We start from the raw sequence: 17,353 nt of genomic DNA, 5'->3' as shown, positions 1-17,353 counted from the left end.
TTTATGACGCCACAAGAACAACAATTTTGGCAACGTTTTTTAAGCTTAGCCGAATCAAGACTAGGACAGAATGCTTATCAATTTTACATTAAACCTGCTAAATTACTACACATTAAAGAAAATATCGCTTCTATTCAACTTAATTCCGATATACAACAACTTTTTTGGGAAACCAGTGCTGAAAATCTAATTGAAAATCTGATTAAGGTAACTGGTTTAGAAATTTTTGATCAAGAAATTAAAACAAATTATGTCATTGGCGAGCCAAAACCTATTGATGAAGAAGAACTCAATAGCCAGTCAACAACTGACTTTGTGACGCAAACTGTAGTGACAAAACCATTACAAACTTTCCCATCAAATCTAAATGGAAGTTATCATTTTAGTAACTTCATTCAAGGAAAAGGTAATGAGTGGGCCGTTTCAGCCTGTTTGGCAACTACAGATAAGCCAGGCATCAACTACAATCCCCTATTTATTTGGGGAGGACCAGGTTTAGGAAAAACCCATCTGCTTAATGCCGTTGGTAATGCTATACAAAATGATGAACCATTAGCACGAATCCTTTATATTACAACTGAGAACTTTGTCAATGAATTTGTCACGGCCACTCGACTTGGAACAATGGATGACTTTCGTGAAAAGTTCCGTAACCTTGATGTACTCTTAATTGACGATGTGCAATTTTTAGCCAATAAAGAAAGTACACAAGAAGAATTTTTCAATATCTTCAATACTTTACATGATAAGAAAAAACAAATTATCTTAACGAGTGATCGTGCTCCAAAAAGCCTAGAATCGCTGCCAGATCGCTTGGTTACACGTTTTGCTTGGGATTTGACTGTTCATATCACACCGCCTGATTTTGAAACGCGTGTTGCCATCATTGAAGATAAAATCCAGCAATATGATTTTAACTTTGAAAAAGATGCGATTGAATATCTGGCAAATCTTGTTGATTCCAACGTCCGTGATCTAGAAGGCGCCTTAAAAAATATCCACCTGGCTGCTAATCTTGAAAAAGCAAAAGTGATTACCGTTGAGCTGGTTGCAAAAGCTATCCGCTCACGGACAACAGAGGCTCCAAAAATCAATGTCATTCCAATTGAAACCATCCAAGAAGAAGTTGGTAAATTTTATGGTGTCACTGTCAAGGAAATTAAATCGACTAAACGACCACAAAATCTAGCCCTAGCTAGACAAGTTGCTATTTATTTATCGCGTGAACTAACTGACAATAGTACGACCAAAATTGGTAAAGAATTTGGAGGACGTGACCACTCTACTGTTCTTCATGCTTACAACAAGATTAAAAATATGATGACCCAGGATGAAAGTCTAAGTATTGAAATCAACACCATCAAAAATAAATTAAAATAGTCTTGTGGAAAAGATAAACAATTATGGTAAGTTATCCACAAGTTGTGAACAAGTCTAATCCCTTGATAAACTTTACTTTGGGATATTTTTCCACCTTATCCACAAGACCTACTACTACTACTAAATTTATTATTATATAAATAAAGGAGTTCTCATGATCAAATTTTCTATAAATAAGGCTTTCTTTCTTCAATCTTTAAATATCACAAAACGTGCAATTTCTTCTAAAAATGCCATTCCGATTTTATCAAGTTTGAAATTAGAAATCAGTCAAGAAGGTATTACCTTAACTGGTTCAAATGGACAAATTTCCATTGAGCATTTTATCAGTCAAGATAATCAAAATTCTGGCCTTTTAATCAGCTCACCAGGTAGTATTTTGTTGGAAGCTAATTTCTTTATCAATATTATTTCTAGTTTGCCAGATGTTACTTTAGATTTAGAAGAGATTGAGCATCATCAAGTGGTAATTAGAAGTGGAAAATCAGAAATTACACTTAAAGGAAAAGATGTTGATCAGTACCCACGCTTACAAGAAATGACAACACAAAATCCTTTAGTTTTTAATACGAAATTAATAAAAAACTTAATTGCTGAAACAGCTTTTGCAGCTAGTACTCAAGAAAGTCGTCCTATCTTGACAGGAGTGCACTTTGTTTTACAAAATGAGACAGCCTTTAAAGCAGTGGCAACAGATTCTCATCGAATGAGTCAGCGTCAATTAAATTTAGATAAAGCTGGAGATCATTTCGATGTTGTTTTACCTAGCAAGTCACTAAGAGAATTGTCAGCTGTTTTTACAGACGATATTGAAACAGTTGAGGTTTTCTTCTCGACCAACCAAATGCTCTTTAGAAGTGAAAATATTAGCTTCTACACTCGTTTACTTGAAGGAGCTTATCCAGATACGGATCGTCTATTGGTATCAAGTTTTGAAACGGAAATGGTTTGTCAGGTTGCAAGCTTACGTTCAGCAATGGAACGTGCCTTCTTGGTATCTAATGCTAGTCAAAATGGTACGGTTAAATTAGAGATTAAACAAGGTCAAGTTACTGCTCATGTTAATTCTCCTGAGGTGGGTAAGGTGAATGAACAAATTGAAACAGAAGAATTAGCAGGGAATGATTTAACGATTAGCTTTAATCCAACCTATTTGATTGAAGCCTTAAAAGCTCTAAAGAGTGAAACAGTTAGAATTCGTTTTATTTCTCCAGTTCGTCCATTTACTTTAACGCCTGGCGATGCTAGTGAAAATTTTGTTCAACTGATTACGCCAGTACGTACTAATTAGAATTGAGAACTTCCTTGTGAAGTTCTTTTTTGTTATAATTGTGTTAAGTATTGATTCAGAGAGGAAAGTAACCATGTATGAGTTGGGAAGCTTAGTAGAGATGAAAAAACCGCATGCTTGTCTTATCAAAGAAACTGGTAAAAAAGCAAATTGTTGGCTGATTAAACGATTAGGAGCTGATATCAAATTACACTGTCAAAACTGCCAACATGAGCTTATGATGAGTCGATATGATTTTGAGCGTCGTTTGAAAAAAATTTTAGATTAAACCAATAGAAAGACCAAGGCTTCATCTAGCTTATTTAAGTAAATTTTGGTACAATGGTGATGATTAAGTTTTTAAGATGGAGATAAATAAGCTATGGCTTTAACAGCAGGTATCGTTGGTTTACCAAACGTTGGTAAATCAACTCTATTTAATGCAATTACAAAGGCAGGAGCAGAAGCTGCCAATTATCCTTTTGCGACTATTGATCCTAATGTTGGTATGGTTGAAGTACCAGATCATCGTTTACAGAAGTTGACAGAGTTGATTACACCTAAAAAAACAGTCCCAACAACCTTTGAATTTACAGATATTGCAGGAATTGTTAAGGGAGCTTCAAAAGGTGAAGGACTGGGCAATAAGTTTTTGGCCAATATCCGTGAAGTAGATGCCATTGTGCATGTGGTTCGTGCTTTTGACGATGAAAATGTTATGCGTGAACAAGGTCGTGAGTCAGCTTTTGTTGATCCAATTGCTGATATTGAAACAATTAACTTAGAACTGATTTTAGCTGATTTAGAAAGTATCAATAAGCGCTATGCTCGTGTTGAGAAGATGGCTAGAACGCAAAAAGATAAGGAATCAGTTGCAGAATTTGCAGTCTTAGAAAAAATTAAACCAGTTTTAGAAGATGGCAAATCAGCTCGTACAGTAGAATTTACAGATGAAGAATTGAAAGTTGTCAAGGGTTTATTTTTATTGACGACTAAACCAGTTTTGTATGTGGCTAATGTCGATGAAGACAAGGTTGCTGCTCCTGATGAAATTTCCTATGTTCAAGCGATTCGTGACTTTGCAGCAACTGAAAATGCAGAAGTAGTAGTTATTTCAGCGCGTGCAGAAGAAGAAATCTCAGAACTGGATGATGAAGATAAGCAAGAATTTCTAGAAGCTATTGGCTTGACAGAGTCTGGTGTTGATAAATTGACACGAGCAGCCTATCATTTACTTGGTTTGGGAACTTATTTTACTGCGGGAGAAAAAGAAGTGCGAGCTTGGACTTTTAAACGTGGAATTAAAGCACCGCAAGCTGCAGGTATTATTCATTCTGACTTTGAGAAAGGTTTTATTAGAGCAGTGACCATGTCTTATGACGATTTAATGACTTATGGTAGTGAAAAAGCTGTTAAAGAAGCGGGTCGTTTACGAGAAGAAGGAAAAGACTATATTGTCCAAGACGGCGATATTATGGAATTCCGTTTTAATGTTTAATTCAATTAAGAGGAAGTGAGAGAAGCTGTTTGTTTAATCAAATACTTTGGTCACTTCCCTTTTACTGTTTAAGGAGAAAATATGGTAAAAATGATTGTGGGTTTAGGTAACCCAGGTTCAAAATATAAAGGAACACGTCATAATATTGGCTTTATGTCGATTGACAGACTTGTAAAGGAACTTGACGTCAACTTTACAGAGGATAAGATTTTTAAAGCGATGATTGGTTGGTCTTTTATCCAACAGGAAAAAGTGTATTTTGTTAAGCCTTTGACTTATATGAACAATAGCGGTTTGGCAGTTAGGGCTTTGTTAACTTATTATAATATTTCGGTAGAAGATTTAATCGTTATTTATGATGATTTAGACTTAGAAGTAGGTAAGATTCGTTTTAGAAACAAAGGTTCTGCGGGCGGTCATAATGGAATTAAAAGCATTATTAGTCAATTAAATACTCAAGAATTTGATCGCATTAAGATTGGCATAGGTCGTCCTAAACCTAAGATGACGGTTATCAATCATGTATTAGGAAATTTTGAACAAGAGGAATTGATTTTAATAGAGAATACGCTTGACAAAGTTGACAAATCTGTAAACTATTACTTGACAAGTCGTGATTTTGAAGCGACGATGAGACAGTACAATGGCTAACCAAACATTATTAGATGTCTTTACTCAAAATAAACAAATTGAAGATTGGCTAACTCAGGGAACTACTTTGGAACGACAGTTAGTTATGGGGCTATCTGGTTCGAGTAAGAGCTTGGCCATGGCAGCTTACTGGCAAAAAAATCGCTCTAAGTTAGTGATTCTGACAGCGACTCATCATGAATCAGAACAACTAGCTAGTGATTTATCAGATTTACTAGGTGAAGACATCGTCTATCAGTTTTTTATGGATGATGCCTTACTTGGTGAATTTTTACTTAGTTCTCAAGAAAAGTCACGTTCTCGTTTAGAAACATTGAATTTTCTTTTGGATCCTGTTGCTGAAGGCATTGTCATTCTTAGTTTGGCAGCCTGTCGCTTACCTTTACCAAATCCTAAGGTTTATCAGCAAAGTTTACTTGGTTTGAAACTTGGTCAGGAATTAGCCCCTATTGAATTGAGCCAACAGTTAATCAATTTAGGCTATGAAAAGGTTAGTCAAGTTAGTCAATTAGGACAATTTAGTCAACGTGGTGATATTTTTGATATTTATGATAGTCAATCTGATCGAGCTTATCGTCTTGAATTTTTTGGTGATGAAATTGATGGCATTCGCCTTTTTGATAGTCAAAGTCAAAAATCTTTAGAAAACTTAGAAACAATTTTAATTAGTCCAGCAGATGAGATGATTCTATTAGATGACGATTTTGATCGTTGTGCCCAGATATTAGAAAATTCAAGTCGGTCAACCCCTTTAAGTGATTATTTGGAACAAGTTTTATTAGCTAGTCAACAAAGAAGAAGACATGAAGATTTTAGGCAATTTTTACCTTATTTTTATGAAAAGATTTGGACTATATTAGACTATTTACCAAAAGAAACTCCAATATTTTTTGATGATTTTCAGAAACTGGTTGATCGTCATGCCAAGTTAGATTTGGATATAGCTCATTACTTGACAGATCGTTTACAAGAAGGAAAGGCTTTACCAAGTCAAACCTATTTGGCAAATAGTTATCAAAATTTACGTCACTATCAACCAGCTACCTTTTTTTCTAATTTTCATAAGGGATTAGGAAACATCAGATTTCAAAAAATTTACAATTTGACCCAATATCCAATGCAAGATTTTTATCATCAATTACCACTTTTAGTTGATGAACTCAATCGTTATCAAAAAAATGGTGCAACGGTCATTTTACAGCTAAATACAGCTAAAAGTTTACAAGAGTTACAAGCAACTTTACAAGATTATCAAGTTGAGGTGTTGGTTACAAGTAGTCAGCAAATTGAAAAAGGGATCATTCAACTGCTAATAGGCAATCTAGCTCAGGGGTTTTATTTTGCTGATGAGAAACTTGCTTTATTGACAGAAAAAGAAATTTTCCATAAAAAAATAAAACGTAAAATACGCCGTCAACATTTGAGTAATGCTGAACGACTAAAAGATTATAATGAATTAGAAACAGGAGATTATGTTGTTCACCATGTCCATGGTATCGGTCAATTTCTTGGTCTTGAAACCATTGAAATCAGTGGGGTGCATAGGGATTACTTAACCATTCAATATCAAAATCAGGATAGGATTTCTGTTCCCATTGATCAAATTGACAGTTTGTCAAAATACCTATCAAGTGATGGCAAAGAACCGAAACTTAACAAATTAAACGATGGTCGCTTCAAAAAGACCAAACAAAAAGTAGTCAAGCAAGTTGAAGATATTGCGGATGATTTGTTACAACTCTATGCTGAACGTAGTCAATTAAAAGGTTTTGCGTTTTCGCCAGATGATACTAGTCAAGTTGATTTTGATAGTGATTTTGCTTACGCTGAAACAGATGATCAATTGCGTTCCATTAAAGAAATCAAAAAGGATATGGAAATGGATCGGCCAATGGATCGTCTCTTGGTTGGCGATGTTGGTTTTGGTAAGACAGAAGTTGCTATGCGAGCAGCTTTTAAGGCAGTTAACGATGGCAAGCAAGTTGCTGTTTTAGTGCCGACAACAGTCTTGGCGCAACAACATTATGTTAATTTCAAGGAACGTTTTAGTAATTTTGCAGTCGAAGTTGGTGTACTAAGTCGTTTTCAAACAAAAAAAGAACAAGTTGACACACTTGTCAAGTTAAGTAAAGGTCAAGTTGACATTGTTATTGGTACTCATCGTCTATTATCAAAGGATGTAGAATTTTCTGATTTAGGTTTGTTAATCATTGATGAGGAGCAGCGTTTCGGTGTCAAGCATAAAGAAAGATTAAAAGAATTAAAAAATAAGATTGATGTGCTAACCTTGACAGCTACTCCGATACCAAGAACTTTACATATGTCCATGTTAGGTATTCGAGATTTATCTGTGATTGAAACCCCTCCAACTAATCGTTATCCTGTTCAAACTTATGTTATGGAGACAAATCCTGGCTTGATTAGGGAAGCAACGTTAAGAGAAATTGATCGAGGTGGCCAAGTCTTTTACGTTTACAATCGAGTTGACACTTTGGAACAAAAAGTTTCTGAACTACAGGACTTGATTCCTGAAGCCTCAATAGGTTTTGTTCATGGTCAAATGAGTGAAATTCAGTTAGAAAATACACTCTTAGACTTTATTGATGGAGCCTATGATGTGTTGGTTGCGACAACGATTATTGAAACAGGCGTTGACATCGCTAATGTTAATACCTTATTTATCGAAAATGCAGATTATATGGGTTTGTCAACCTTGTATCAACTTAGAGGGAGAGTTGGTCGCAGCAATCGCATTGCCTATGCCTATCTCATGTATCGTCCAGACAAGATTTTGACCGAAGTTTCTGAAAAACGTCTGGAGGCCATAAAAGGTTTTACAGAGTTAGGTAGTGGCTTTAAGATTGCTATGCGAGATTTATCTATTCGTGGAGCTGGAAATCTTTTGGGAGCTTCTCAAAGTGGTTTTATTGACTCAGTTGGTTTTGAACTCTACTCACAACTTCTAGAAGAAGCTTTGGCTAAGAAGCAAGGACAGGTTAAAGTTCGTCAAAAAGGTAATGCTGAGCTCAATCTTCAGATTGATGCTTACATACCTCAGAATTATATTACAGATGAGCGTCAAAAGATTGAAGTCTATAAACGTATTCGTGAGTTGGTTAATCGTTTGGATTATGAAAATTTACAGGATGAACTAATTGATCGTTTTGGTGAATACCCAGATTCAGTCGCTTATCTATTAGAAATTGCTTTAATAAAATCTCAGTTAGACCAAGTTTTTGTTGAAGTAGTTGAGCGTCAACTTGATCGGTTGACCGTTCGTTTTGAAAAAGTCATTCAATCCTATTTCTTAACACAAGATTATTTTGAAGCCTTATCTAAAACTAAGTTGAAGGCTAGAATTAGCGAGTATGAAGGCAAAATTGAAGTGATTTTTGACATTAGAAATAAAAAAGATTATGAGATTTTAGAGGAATTAGGAAAGTTCGGGGAGGCTTGTTGTGACATCAAAGCAAGAAAAACAACTCAATCAAGCCAAGAAGGCTAGTTTAGTTATTGGGCTTAGTGGCTTCATATCAAAAATTTTAGCCGCTAGTTATCGTATCCCTTATCAAAATTTGGTTGGGGATAGGGGGTTCTATGCTTACCAGCAGGTCTATCCTTTTTTAGCCATTATTTCAACCCTAGCTTTAACAGCTTTTCCCAATTTTATGTCTAGTGTCTTACAAAAGAAAGATTTTAATTCTTTAGGAAATTTGACTAGGTTATTGATCAGTTGTTGTTGGTCAATGGCACTGTTATTAGGTGTCTGTCATCAAACACTAGCTGAGCTTATGGGAGCTAATCAACTAGGTTCTGCCTTATTGGCTGTATCTGTCTTACTTTTATTGACTCCTTTTTTATCGATTTATCGCGGCTTTGATCAAGGTCTAGGTCAGATGAAAGTAACAGCTATTAGTCAAGTATTGGAACAAACTATTCGTGTTTTAGTGATTATTGTCGCAGCCTTGTGTTATTTAGGTTATGGTTGGGATATCTATCGCACAGCTAATTTTGCTGCTTGGGGAAATGTGATTGCGAGTTGCTTTTCTCTAATCTATTTGAGTTTATCAATCAAAATTCAGTGGGTGAGATTTGGTTCATTTAATATGACATTTTGGTCACAATTAAAGCCATTGTTTTTTTCTAGTTTTGTTTTTACCTTATATGCCATTTATCTCTTACTGTTTCAGTTGATTGATGCCTTTTTATTAAAAAATAGTCTAGTTTCCTCTGGAATGAATACGATACAAGCAGAGTATCAAAAAGGAATTTATGACCGTGGGCAACCCCTATTACAATTTGGTTTGATTGTATTTATAGCTCTATTTACTAGCTATTTACCCAAATTCAGTCGTTTGTATGAAGAAGATAGTCAATCTTATAAGCAACTTAGTCAGCATTTTTTAAGCTTGATTTATTATTTGAGTCTAATTTTGACCGTCGGTTGCTTGATTTTACTTCCCTTAATCAACCAAGTTCTGTTTAATGATCGTAAAGGCTTAGCTATGTTGCAAGTCTATATGATCTTGATTTTTCTTTCAAGTTTAGTACAATTTTTTCATCATCATCAATTCATTATAGGGCAACATCACTCCTCTCTTCGTTGTTTGGTTCTCGGTTTAGTCACAAAACTCTTGCTAACAGCTCCTTTAACACATTATTTTGGTCTTGTTGGCAGCAGTTGGTCTAGTGTTTTGAGTTTATGCATTGTTTTACTAGCTTATTTATGGATAAGTCGGAAAGAGTTTTCGTTTAGGTTTGTCTTTTCTTATAAATATTATCTTAGTTTAGTCGTGATGGGGCGTTTAGTTTGGATTTTATCTAATGTACTGCCTTCATCAAATCGTTTAATAACTTTTTTAACTATCATTTTGTCAACTGCTAGTGGAGTTGGTTTATTTGTCCTACTAGCAAGTAAATGGCAGGTTTTTCCGAAAGAGCTGTGGTCCTTTCTACCATTTTTAAGAAAAAAATGATAGAATGAAAAAATACGAGGTGAGTTATGAGATTAGATAAGTATTTGAAGGTATCCCGAATTATTAAACGTCGTCCAGTAGCAAAAGAAGTAGCTGATAAGGGACGAATTAAGGTGAATGGTATTTTAGCCAAGTCATCAACTGACTTAAAGATCAATGATCAGATTGACATTCGTTTTGGTAACAAGCTATTAACTGTTCGTGTTTTAGAAATGAAAGATAGTACCAAAAAAGAAGACGCTGCAAGAATGTATGAAATTGTCAGTGAGGTAAGGATTGAATCAGATGAGCAAGCCTAATGTTTTGCAGATGAATAATGCTTATGTCAACGATGAAAGTTTACGTAAGCGTTATGAAGAAGAGGAGACGCGTAAACGTCATCGTTTTATGGGTTGGATTCTGATTTGTATGATGCTTTTGTTCATTTTACCGACCTATAATTTGATTTCAACTTATGAAAAATTAGAGAAACGAAGAGTAGAGATTGAAAAATTAGAACAACGTTATCAAGCATTGGTGCTTGAAACAGATGCACAAAAATTGTTAGCCAAGCGTCTCAAAGATTCATCTTATATTGAGAAATACGCAAGAGCCAAGTATTACTATTCGCAAACAGGAGAAATTATTTATCCTGTGCCAGATTTATTACCAAAATAGACTTATGGATAATTTAATTGAAACGATTGAAAAATTTTTAACCTACTCTGACGATAAGTTGGAAGAATTGTCAGAAAAAAATCAAGCTTTGCGTGAGGAAAAGGTTAATTAAGAGAAAGGAGTTGGGCGTGAAAAAACTTTTATTACTGTTTGTTCTACCAGTTTTTTTCAGCCCAATGAGTTTAGATAGTGGTGAGATGGGTATCTTCTTGACCAGTGGTCAGCGTTACCAACTTTCTGCTGATGTTGGCACACGCTATAGTTATTTTGAACAGGTGCCACAAAATCCTAATCTTTTTCAAGAAACACCCGCTTATACTGACAGTCAGTTGAAAACGACTGCAGGTTGGCTTAAACCAAATGAAAACTTATCAATCAAACGTTTGACCATTAATGAACAGGCAATACCTGTTTTTGAATTGACTGACGGTAGTTATTTGCCCGCTAGTAAGTGGCTGATTTTTGATGATGTGGTCTTTGACAATGAGAACTTTACGCAAACCTATTGGACAAAAGAAAAGCCAACAGTCTATACTGCTCCCTATGTTTTAGGAGTAACTTCGAAAGATACAGCTATTGAAGCCTATAGTCCAGTTTCAGTCATAAGCCGAGCAAGAACACAACATGGTGTATTTTTAGAAATTGAAAATAAAGGCTGGGTTAGAGCTGATGACCTGTCTGAAATTGATACCAGAATAGATAAGGTTCAAAAATTATTAAATCAAAAATATAACAAATCTAACTATGGTATTTATGTCAAGCAACTAGCGACTCAGGCTACGGCTAGTATCAATCCAGATCAGCGTATGTATAGTGCTAGTATTGCTAAATTACCTCTTCTTTATTATGTTGAAGAACAATTAGCAAATGGTTCTCTAGCTCTGTCAGATAAGTTAACCTATATTGAACAAGTTAATCAATTTTCTGGCTCCTATGATGTCAGTGGTAGTAGTAAGATGAGTTTAACTCCCGACAACAAGGATTACAGTATTGACGAGTTAACCAGATATGTTTCCCAAAATTCAGATAATGTTGCCAGTAATCTGTTAGGTTATTATGTTGCTAACCAGTATGATAAGACCTATCAAACAGCTATCGAGAATTTAGCAGGTGGTTCTTGGAACATGACAGACAAACAAATGTCTGCTAAAATGGCTGGAAAAATTATGGAGAAACTTTACTATCAAAATAGTCAGATTTTAACTTATTTATCGGAAACAGATTTTGATAATCAAAGGATTTCCAAAGATATTTCAGCTCGTGTTGCTCATAAAATCGGCGATGCTTATGATTACAAACATGATGTTGCTCTTGTCTATGCAGACTCTCCTTTTATTCTTTCGATTTTTACTGATAAATCTAGTTATGATGACATTACTACCATTGCTAATGATGTCTATGAGATATTAAAATGATGTATGAAAAAATATTGACCTATGTTCAAGAAAAACAGTTTTTCAAGGAACATAAAAAGGTATTGATTGCCATTTCAGGTGGGGTAGATTCCATGAATTTACTTCACTTTTTACATAGTTATCAAGAAGAGTTAGGGATTGAACTAGGACTTGCTCACATCAATCATAACCAACGTGCTGAGAGTATAGAAGAAGAGAATTACTTGAAACAGTGGGCAAAAGAACATCATTTTCCTATCTATACCCAAATTTTTCAAGGAGTTTTTTCAGAAACAAATGCGCGTGATTACCGCTATCGTTTTTTTGAAAAAATTATGATAGAAGAAGGCTATACAGCTTTAGTCACAGCTCACCATGCAGACGATCAAGCAGAAACGATTTTCATGCGTCTTATTAGAGGCAGTCGTTTACGACATTTAGTTGGGATTAAGGAAGTACAGGATTTTGCGAATGGTCAGTTAATCCGTCCATTTCTAAGTTTTAGTAAATCAGATTTACCAAATCCTTTTCATTTTGACGATGCTTCCAATGATTCTCCGCTTTATTTTAGAAATCGTGTCCGACACCAGTATCTACCACTTTTGAGTCAAGAAAATTCTAAATTTTGTCAACAATTGCTGAATGTTTCACATGAAACCAATCGTTTGCTAGAAGCCTTGCGTGAGTTGACATCAGATTTGGAAATAACAGATTGTGCAGTTTTTCAAGATCAAACTGAACCAGTTCAATACTTTCTTTTGCAAGAGTATCTAAGCCAGTTTCCAGATTTAGAATTGTCAAAATCTCAATTTAATCAGCTACTTTATCACCTAAGCAATTCAAAAAATTATGCTTATGATTTAAAAGCTGATTATCAGTTGATAAAAGATCAAAAAACTTTTCAGATTGTAAAAAAAGAATCAGTATCTTTTGATGAGTCAAAGATTTTGATAGAAGGGAATCAAGTTCATTTTAGTCGTCGTTGTTTTACCTGGTTATCGCCTATTCGTCAATCAGGAATTCCATTGATTAGTAAAAGTCCAATAACACTTCGTTATCGCCAAGCAGGTGATCAACTTGATTTTGGCCACTATCATAAGAAGTTGCGTCGTTGGTTTATTGATGAAAAAATTCCATCAATGGAACGTCAACAAGCAATTATTGGGGAACAAGAAGGTCAAATCATCTTTGTCTTGACTAAAAATAAAACTTATTTGAGGAAGTTGACCAAACATGATATAATTGAGGGTATCATATTGATAGGAAATGAGGATGATAGCGACTGATGTTAGAACAAGATATAAAAAAAGTACTTTATACAGAAGAAGATATTATTGCTAAAACAAAGGAACTTGGTCAGCAATTGACTAAAGATTATGCTGGTAAGAATCCGTTATTAGTCGGTATCTTGAAAGGTTCAGTTCCTTTTATGGCAGAATTGATGAAGCACATTGATACGCATATTGAAGTAGATTTCATGGTGGTATCTAGCTATCATGGTGGGACAACAAGTAGTGGCGAAGTAAAAATTCTTAAAGATGTCGATACCAATGTAGAGGGACGTGACATTATTTTTGTGGAAGATATTATTGATACAGGTCGCACCCTAAAATATTTGCGTGATATGTTTAAATATCGTCAAGCCAAATCAGTTCAAATTGTTACTTTATTTGATAAACCAGAAGGTCGTCAAGTAGAAATTGAAGCTGATTATGTCTGTTATGATGTTCCAAATGAATTTATCGTCGGTTTTGGCTTAGACTATGCCGAAAATTATCGTAATCTTCCTTATGTCGGTGTCTTAAAAGAGGAAGTTTACAACCAAAAATAGAAGAGGTTTGTGATAGTTTATATATGAAAAATAATCAAAATAATGGACTGGTCAGAAACGCCTTTGTTTATATCCTATTGATGATTGTTTTAATCACAGCAGGACAATATTATTTACGAGGTAGCTCAGTTCAAACTCAACAGATTAATTACTCGACCTTGATTAAAAAAATTGAATCAGGTGAAATCAAAAATCTAAGTTATCAACCAAGTGGAGCAGTGATTGAAATTAGTGGTCAGTATAAAACTGACCAAACGGTTGAAACGACTAGTAATTTTTTAGGGACTAGTACAAGTAAGGTTAGTCGATTTACCTCTTTGGTGCTGCCAAGTGAAGTTTCTGTTCAAGCGATTGAAACAGCAGCTAAGGCGGCTGGTACAGAGATTACAGTAAAACAAGAAAGCTCAGCAGGAACTTGGGTTTCTATCATTGCTAGTTATTTGCCCATTCTAGTTATGGTTGGTTTCTTCATGATGATGATGCGTCAAGGTGGTGGTGCTAACGGTGCGATGGCTTTCGGAAGAAATCGAGCTAAAACTCAAAGTAAGGACAATGTCAAGGTTCGTTTTTCTGATGTAGCAGGAGCTGAAGAAGAAAAACAAGAATTAGTAGAGGTTGTTGATTTCTTACGCAATCCTAAAAAATATCGCGATTTAGGTGCACGTATTCCAGCCGGTATTCTTCTTGAAGGGCCTCCGGGAACAGGTAAAACATTGTTAGCCAAGGCAGTAGCCGGAGAAGCTGGTGTGCCATTCTTTAGCATTTCTGGTTCAGATTTTGTAGAAATGTTTGTCGGTGTCGGTGCTAGTCGTGTTCGTTCTCTTTTTGAAGATGCTAAAAAAGCTGAAAAAGCCATTATTTTCATTGATGAGATTGATGCAGTCGGTCGTCGTCGTGGGACAGGTATCGGCGGAGGAAACGATGAACGTGAGCAAACACTCAACCAACTCCTGATTGAAATGGATGGTTTTGATGGCAATGAGAGTATTATTGTTATCGCAGCAACCAATCGTAGTGATGTTCTTGATTCGGCATTATTACGTCCAGGCCGTTTTGACCGTAAAGTTTTGGTTGGTTATCCAGATGTTAAAGGACGTGAGGCTATTTTACGCGTTCACGCTAAGAATAAACCATTGGCTGAAGATGTTGACCTAAAAGTAGTTGCTGAACAAACTCCTGGATTTGTTGGTGCTGACTTAGAAAATGTGCTGAATGAAGCAGCTTTGGTCGCTGCCCGTCGTAATAAATCTAAGATTGATGCTAGTGATATTGATGAAGCAGAAGATCGTGTCATTGCAGGGCCATCTAAGAAAGATAAAAAAGTTTCAGAAAAAGAACGTCAGTTAGTGGCTTATCATGAAGCAGGTCATACTATTGTTGGCTTGGTATTATCAAGTGCGCGTGATGTTCATAAGGTCACTATTGTTCCTCGTGGTCGTGCAGGCGGTTATATGATTTCTCTTCCAAAAGAAGATCAGATGTTACAATCTAAGGAAGAAATGAAAGAGCAATTAGCAGGTCTTATGGGTGGACGTGTAGCAGAAGAAATTATTTTCAATGTTCAAACAACAGGTGCTTCAAATGACTTTGAACAAGCTAGCCAGATGGCGCGTGCTATGGTAACAGAATATGGCATGAGTGAAAAACTTGGTCCAGTTCAGTATGAAGGTAGTCATGCCATCAGAACAGGTCAATTAAGTCCAGAAAAAACATATTCTCAAGCTACTGCTTTATTGATTGATGAAGAAGTTCGTGACTTGCTCAATGAAGCAAGACAAAAAGCTGCTGATATTATCAATAATAATCGTGAAACACATCAATTGATTGCTGAAGCTTTACTTAAATATGAAACTTTGGATGCTGCACAAATTAAGTCACTTTATGAAACAGGTAAAATGCCAGATTTAGAAAATAAAGATGATGAAGTGCCACATGCTTTATCTTATGATGAAGTTAAACAACAAATGACTGAAACAGATTAATTGTATTTTACTGAAAAAAACTGAGAATTTTCTCAGTTTTTTCTATTTACAAAGCTATATTTTTCATGATAAAATAAGATAATTTTTCAAAAAAAGGAGGCTTATATGTCTATTTTTAGGATAAAATCAAGTGATAGCAAGCCAAGTAGTTTACAACGTCACTTGAGCCTAGGTAGTTTGATTTTATTAGGTATTGGAACCATGGTTGGTACTGGTATCTTTACTCGTTCAGGAGCAGCTATCGCTACTTCAGGTCCTGCACTCATTATTTCTATTTTGATTGCGGCTATTGCTGTAGGTTTGTCCGCGTTCATTTATGCAGAATTTGCTTCACGTGTGCCACAAGGTGGTGGTGCTTATAGTTATATTTATGCAACTTTAGGTGAATTTCCTGCTTGGATGGCTGCTTGGTTTGTTGGTATCGAATTCCTAACGGCTGTAGCAGGTGTATCGTCAGGTTGGGGAAGTTATCTAAAAGGCCTTTTATCAGAAGTTGGCATCAATTTACCAACTGCTCTTAGTGGGGTAAATCCAGCCGAAGGTCAATATGTTGACTTGGCAGCTCTTTTGGTTGTTGTTTTAATCACAGGTCTTGTTTTACTTGATTCAAGAAAATCTTTGCGTTTTAACAATATTTTAGTTGTCTTGAAGTTTTCAGCATTAGCTTTATTTATTGGAGTAGGTATTTTCAAAATCAACCCTGAAAACTGGTCTAATTTTGCTCCTTTTGGCTTTGGTCAATTGGTTGGTGGAGAAACTGGTATTATGGTTGGTGCAGCAGCTATGTTTTATGCCTTTTTAGGTTTTGAAGCTATGCCCATGGCTATTGATGAAACTAAGGATCCACAAAAAAATATGCCTAGAGCCATTGCGATTGCGGTTGCTAGTGTTGCAGTCATCTATGCTACAGTAACTCTTATTTTATCAGGTTTGGTCAACTATACTCAATTAAATGTTGGTGATGCAGTCGCTTTTGCTCTTCGTCAAGTTGGTATGGGATGGGCAGCAAATTATGTTGCAACTGTTGCGATTCTTACCTTAATTACAGTTTGTATTTCACTTTTATTTGCTCTGACACGTTTACTTTTTTCTCTTAGTCAAGATGGGCTTTTACCAAAATCATTTAGTAATGTTAGTGAAAAAAGTCAAGTCCCAGCTAATGCCACTATTTTATCAGGTTTTATTGCAGCATTGATGGCTGGCTTCTTCCCATTAAATCTTTTGGCTAACTTAACCAGTCTAGTGACGCTAATGTGTATGGCTATGTTACCAATTGGGTTAATGAAACTGAGAAAAGAAAAAGGAGCTCCTAAAAATGGAGAATTTGGTGTTCCTGCAGCACCAGTGGTTTCTATTCTATCTTTATTAATCTGTCTGTTTATGATTGGTCAAATGGATGCTGATACTTGGAAAGTTTTTTTCATCACGACTTTAGTCGGTGTCTTGATTTATGCTTTTTATGGTTATAAACATTCTAGTTTGAATAAATAGTCCAAAAACTCTTAGATATTCTAAGAGTTTTTATCATTATGATGCTAGAATTTAAGGCATCAAAAACTTTTTAAAAAAAACTTAATTTTTTTTGTAAAAGTAGTTGACAGGGGATGTATAGTTTGATAGAATGTAATAGTTGTCGCCTGAGAGGTGACGTTAAGACCTTTGAGAACTGAATAAGACGAACCAAGTGCGGGTTATGAGAATAACCTGTTAATAA

The 17,353-nt window shown here is 35.4% G+C and carries 15 protein-coding genes; all 15 read left to right on the top strand.

The window, feature by feature from the left end; all coding sequences use genetic code 11:
- The first annotated feature begins 3 nt into the window (after positions 1-3).
- Positions 4-1,380 carry a chromosomal replication initiator protein DnaA gene (gene dnaA, locus FRX51_RS04275; RefSeq protein WP_146496151.1) on the top strand — a complete coding sequence of 459 codons (1,377 nt, stop codon included), beginning with the start codon at positions 4-6 and terminating at the stop codon, positions 1,378-1,380.
- A gap of 154 nt (positions 1,381-1,534) precedes the next feature.
- Positions 1,535-2,671 carry a DNA polymerase III subunit beta gene (gene dnaN, locus FRX51_RS04270; protein ID WP_146496149.1) on the top strand — a complete coding sequence of 379 codons (1,137 nt, stop codon included), beginning with the start codon at positions 1,535-1,537 and terminating at the stop codon, positions 2,669-2,671.
- Between the two features lie 73 nt (positions 2,672-2,744).
- Positions 2,745-2,939: a DUF951 domain-containing protein gene (locus tag FRX51_RS04265; RefSeq protein ID WP_146461412.1), complete on the top strand. Its 195-nt coding sequence runs from the start codon at positions 2,745-2,747 to the stop codon at positions 2,937-2,939.
- Between the two features lie 93 nt (positions 2,940-3,032).
- Positions 3,033-4,148 (top strand): redox-regulated ATPase YchF, encoded by a 1,116-nt coding sequence (ychF, locus tag FRX51_RS04260; protein ID WP_146496147.1) that lies wholly within the window; start codon positions 3,033-3,035, stop codon positions 4,146-4,148.
- 81 nt (positions 4,149-4,229) lie between these two features.
- The gene (pth, locus tag FRX51_RS04255; protein WP_146496144.1) at positions 4,230-4,799 is read left to right on the top strand and encodes an aminoacyl-tRNA hydrolase; all 570 of its coding nucleotides are present in this window, start codon (positions 4,230-4,232) and stop codon (positions 4,797-4,799) included.
- On the top strand, positions 4,792-8,304 hold the full coding sequence (mfd, locus tag FRX51_RS04250; RefSeq protein ID WP_146496142.1) for a transcription-repair coupling factor: 3,513 nt from the start codon (positions 4,792-4,794) through the stop codon (positions 8,302-8,304). Before pth ends, mfd begins: the two co-directional genes overlap by 8 nt.
- Complete coding sequence (locus FRX51_RS04245; RefSeq protein ID WP_146496140.1) at positions 8,258-9,775, top strand: oligosaccharide flippase family protein; 1,518 nt, start codon at positions 8,258-8,260, stop codon at positions 9,773-9,775. The genes mfd and FRX51_RS04245 overlap by 47 nt, the downstream gene beginning before the upstream one ends.
- Before the next feature lie 26 nt (positions 9,776-9,801).
- Positions 9,802-10,074 (top strand): RNA-binding S4 domain-containing protein, encoded by a 273-nt coding sequence (locus FRX51_RS04240; protein ID WP_146496138.1) that lies wholly within the window; start codon positions 9,802-9,804, stop codon positions 10,072-10,074.
- Entirely contained in the window at positions 10,061-10,432 is a 372-nt protein-coding gene (locus FRX51_RS04235; RefSeq protein WP_146461423.1) for a septum formation initiator family protein, read from the top strand. Before FRX51_RS04240 ends, FRX51_RS04235 begins: the two co-directional genes overlap by 14 nt.
- 4 nt (positions 10,433-10,436) lie before the next feature.
- Positions 10,437-10,544 carry an SP_0009 family protein gene (locus FRX51_RS04230; protein ID WP_146461425.1) on the top strand — a complete coding sequence of 36 codons (108 nt, stop codon included), beginning with the start codon at positions 10,437-10,439 and terminating at the stop codon, positions 10,542-10,544.
- A gap of 16 nt (positions 10,545-10,560) precedes the next feature.
- The gene (locus FRX51_RS04225; RefSeq protein WP_146496136.1) at positions 10,561-11,847 is read left to right on the top strand and encodes a serine hydrolase; all 1,287 of its coding nucleotides are present in this window, start codon (positions 10,561-10,563) and stop codon (positions 11,845-11,847) included.
- On the top strand, positions 11,844-13,112 hold the full coding sequence (gene tilS, locus FRX51_RS04220) for a tRNA lysidine(34) synthetase TilS (protein WP_146496134.1): 1,269 nt from the start codon (positions 11,844-11,846) through the stop codon (positions 13,110-13,112). The genes FRX51_RS04225 and tilS overlap by 4 nt, the downstream gene beginning before the upstream one ends.
- Positions 13,112-13,657, top strand: a complete 546-nt coding sequence (gene hpt, locus FRX51_RS04215) for a hypoxanthine phosphoribosyltransferase (RefSeq protein ID WP_146496132.1) — start codon at positions 13,112-13,114, stop codon at positions 13,655-13,657. Before tilS ends, hpt begins: the two co-directional genes overlap by 1 nt.
- 23 nt (positions 13,658-13,680) lie before the next feature.
- On the top strand, positions 13,681-15,639 hold the full coding sequence (ftsH, locus tag FRX51_RS04210) for an ATP-dependent zinc metalloprotease FtsH (RefSeq protein ID WP_146496130.1): 1,959 nt from the start codon (positions 13,681-13,683) through the stop codon (positions 15,637-15,639).
- 105 nt (positions 15,640-15,744) lie between these two features.
- Entirely contained in the window at positions 15,745-17,130 is a 1,386-nt protein-coding gene (locus FRX51_RS04205) for an amino acid permease (protein WP_146496128.1), read from the top strand.
- The last annotated feature ends 223 nt before the right edge of the window (positions 17,131-17,353 follow it).

This window comes from Streptococcus sp. sy010, from assembly GCF_007859175.1.
Classification (GTDB): domain Bacteria; phylum Bacillota; class Bacilli; order Lactobacillales; family Streptococcaceae; genus Streptococcus.
The sequence above is the reverse complement of the archived record's forward strand: the minus strand, read 5'-3'. Positions and strand labels throughout refer to the sequence as shown.

What these genes read in the sequence shown, in the direction of transcription:
- dnaA (WP_146496151.1), top strand. Translation starts at nt 4, where the DNA reads ATGACGCCACAAGAACAACAATTTTGGCAACGTTTTTTAAGCTTAGCC.
- dnaN (WP_146496149.1), top strand. Translation starts at nt 1,535, where the DNA reads ATGATCAAATTTTCTATAAATAAGGCTTTCTTTCTTCAATCTTTAAAT.
- FRX51_RS04265 (WP_146461412.1), top strand. Translation starts at nt 2,745, where the DNA reads ATGTATGAGTTGGGAAGCTTAGTAGAGATGAAAAAACCGCATGCTTGT.
- ychF (WP_146496147.1), top strand. Translation starts at nt 3,033, where the DNA reads ATGGCTTTAACAGCAGGTATCGTTGGTTTACCAAACGTTGGTAAATCA.
- pth (WP_146496144.1), top strand. Translation starts at nt 4,230, where the DNA reads ATGGTAAAAATGATTGTGGGTTTAGGTAACCCAGGTTCAAAATATAAA.
- mfd (WP_146496142.1), top strand. Translation starts at nt 4,792, where the DNA reads ATGGCTAACCAAACATTATTAGATGTCTTTACTCAAAATAAACAAATT.
- FRX51_RS04240 (WP_146496138.1), top strand. Translation starts at nt 9,802, where the DNA reads ATGAGATTAGATAAGTATTTGAAGGTATCCCGAATTATTAAACGTCGT.
- FRX51_RS04235 (WP_146461423.1), top strand. Translation starts at nt 10,061, where the DNA reads ATGAGCAAGCCTAATGTTTTGCAGATGAATAATGCTTATGTCAACGAT.
- FRX51_RS04230 (WP_146461425.1), top strand. Translation starts at nt 10,437, where the DNA reads ATGGATAATTTAATTGAAACGATTGAAAAATTTTTAACCTACTCTGAC.
- tilS (WP_146496134.1), top strand. Translation starts at nt 11,844, where the DNA reads ATGATGTATGAAAAAATATTGACCTATGTTCAAGAAAAACAGTTTTTC.
- hpt (WP_146496132.1), top strand. Translation starts at nt 13,112, where the DNA reads ATGTTAGAACAAGATATAAAAAAAGTACTTTATACAGAAGAAGATATT.
- ftsH (WP_146496130.1), top strand. Translation starts at nt 13,681, where the DNA reads ATGAAAAATAATCAAAATAATGGACTGGTCAGAAACGCCTTTGTTTAT.
- FRX51_RS04205 (WP_146496128.1), top strand. Translation starts at nt 15,745, where the DNA reads ATGTCTATTTTTAGGATAAAATCAAGTGATAGCAAGCCAAGTAGTTTA.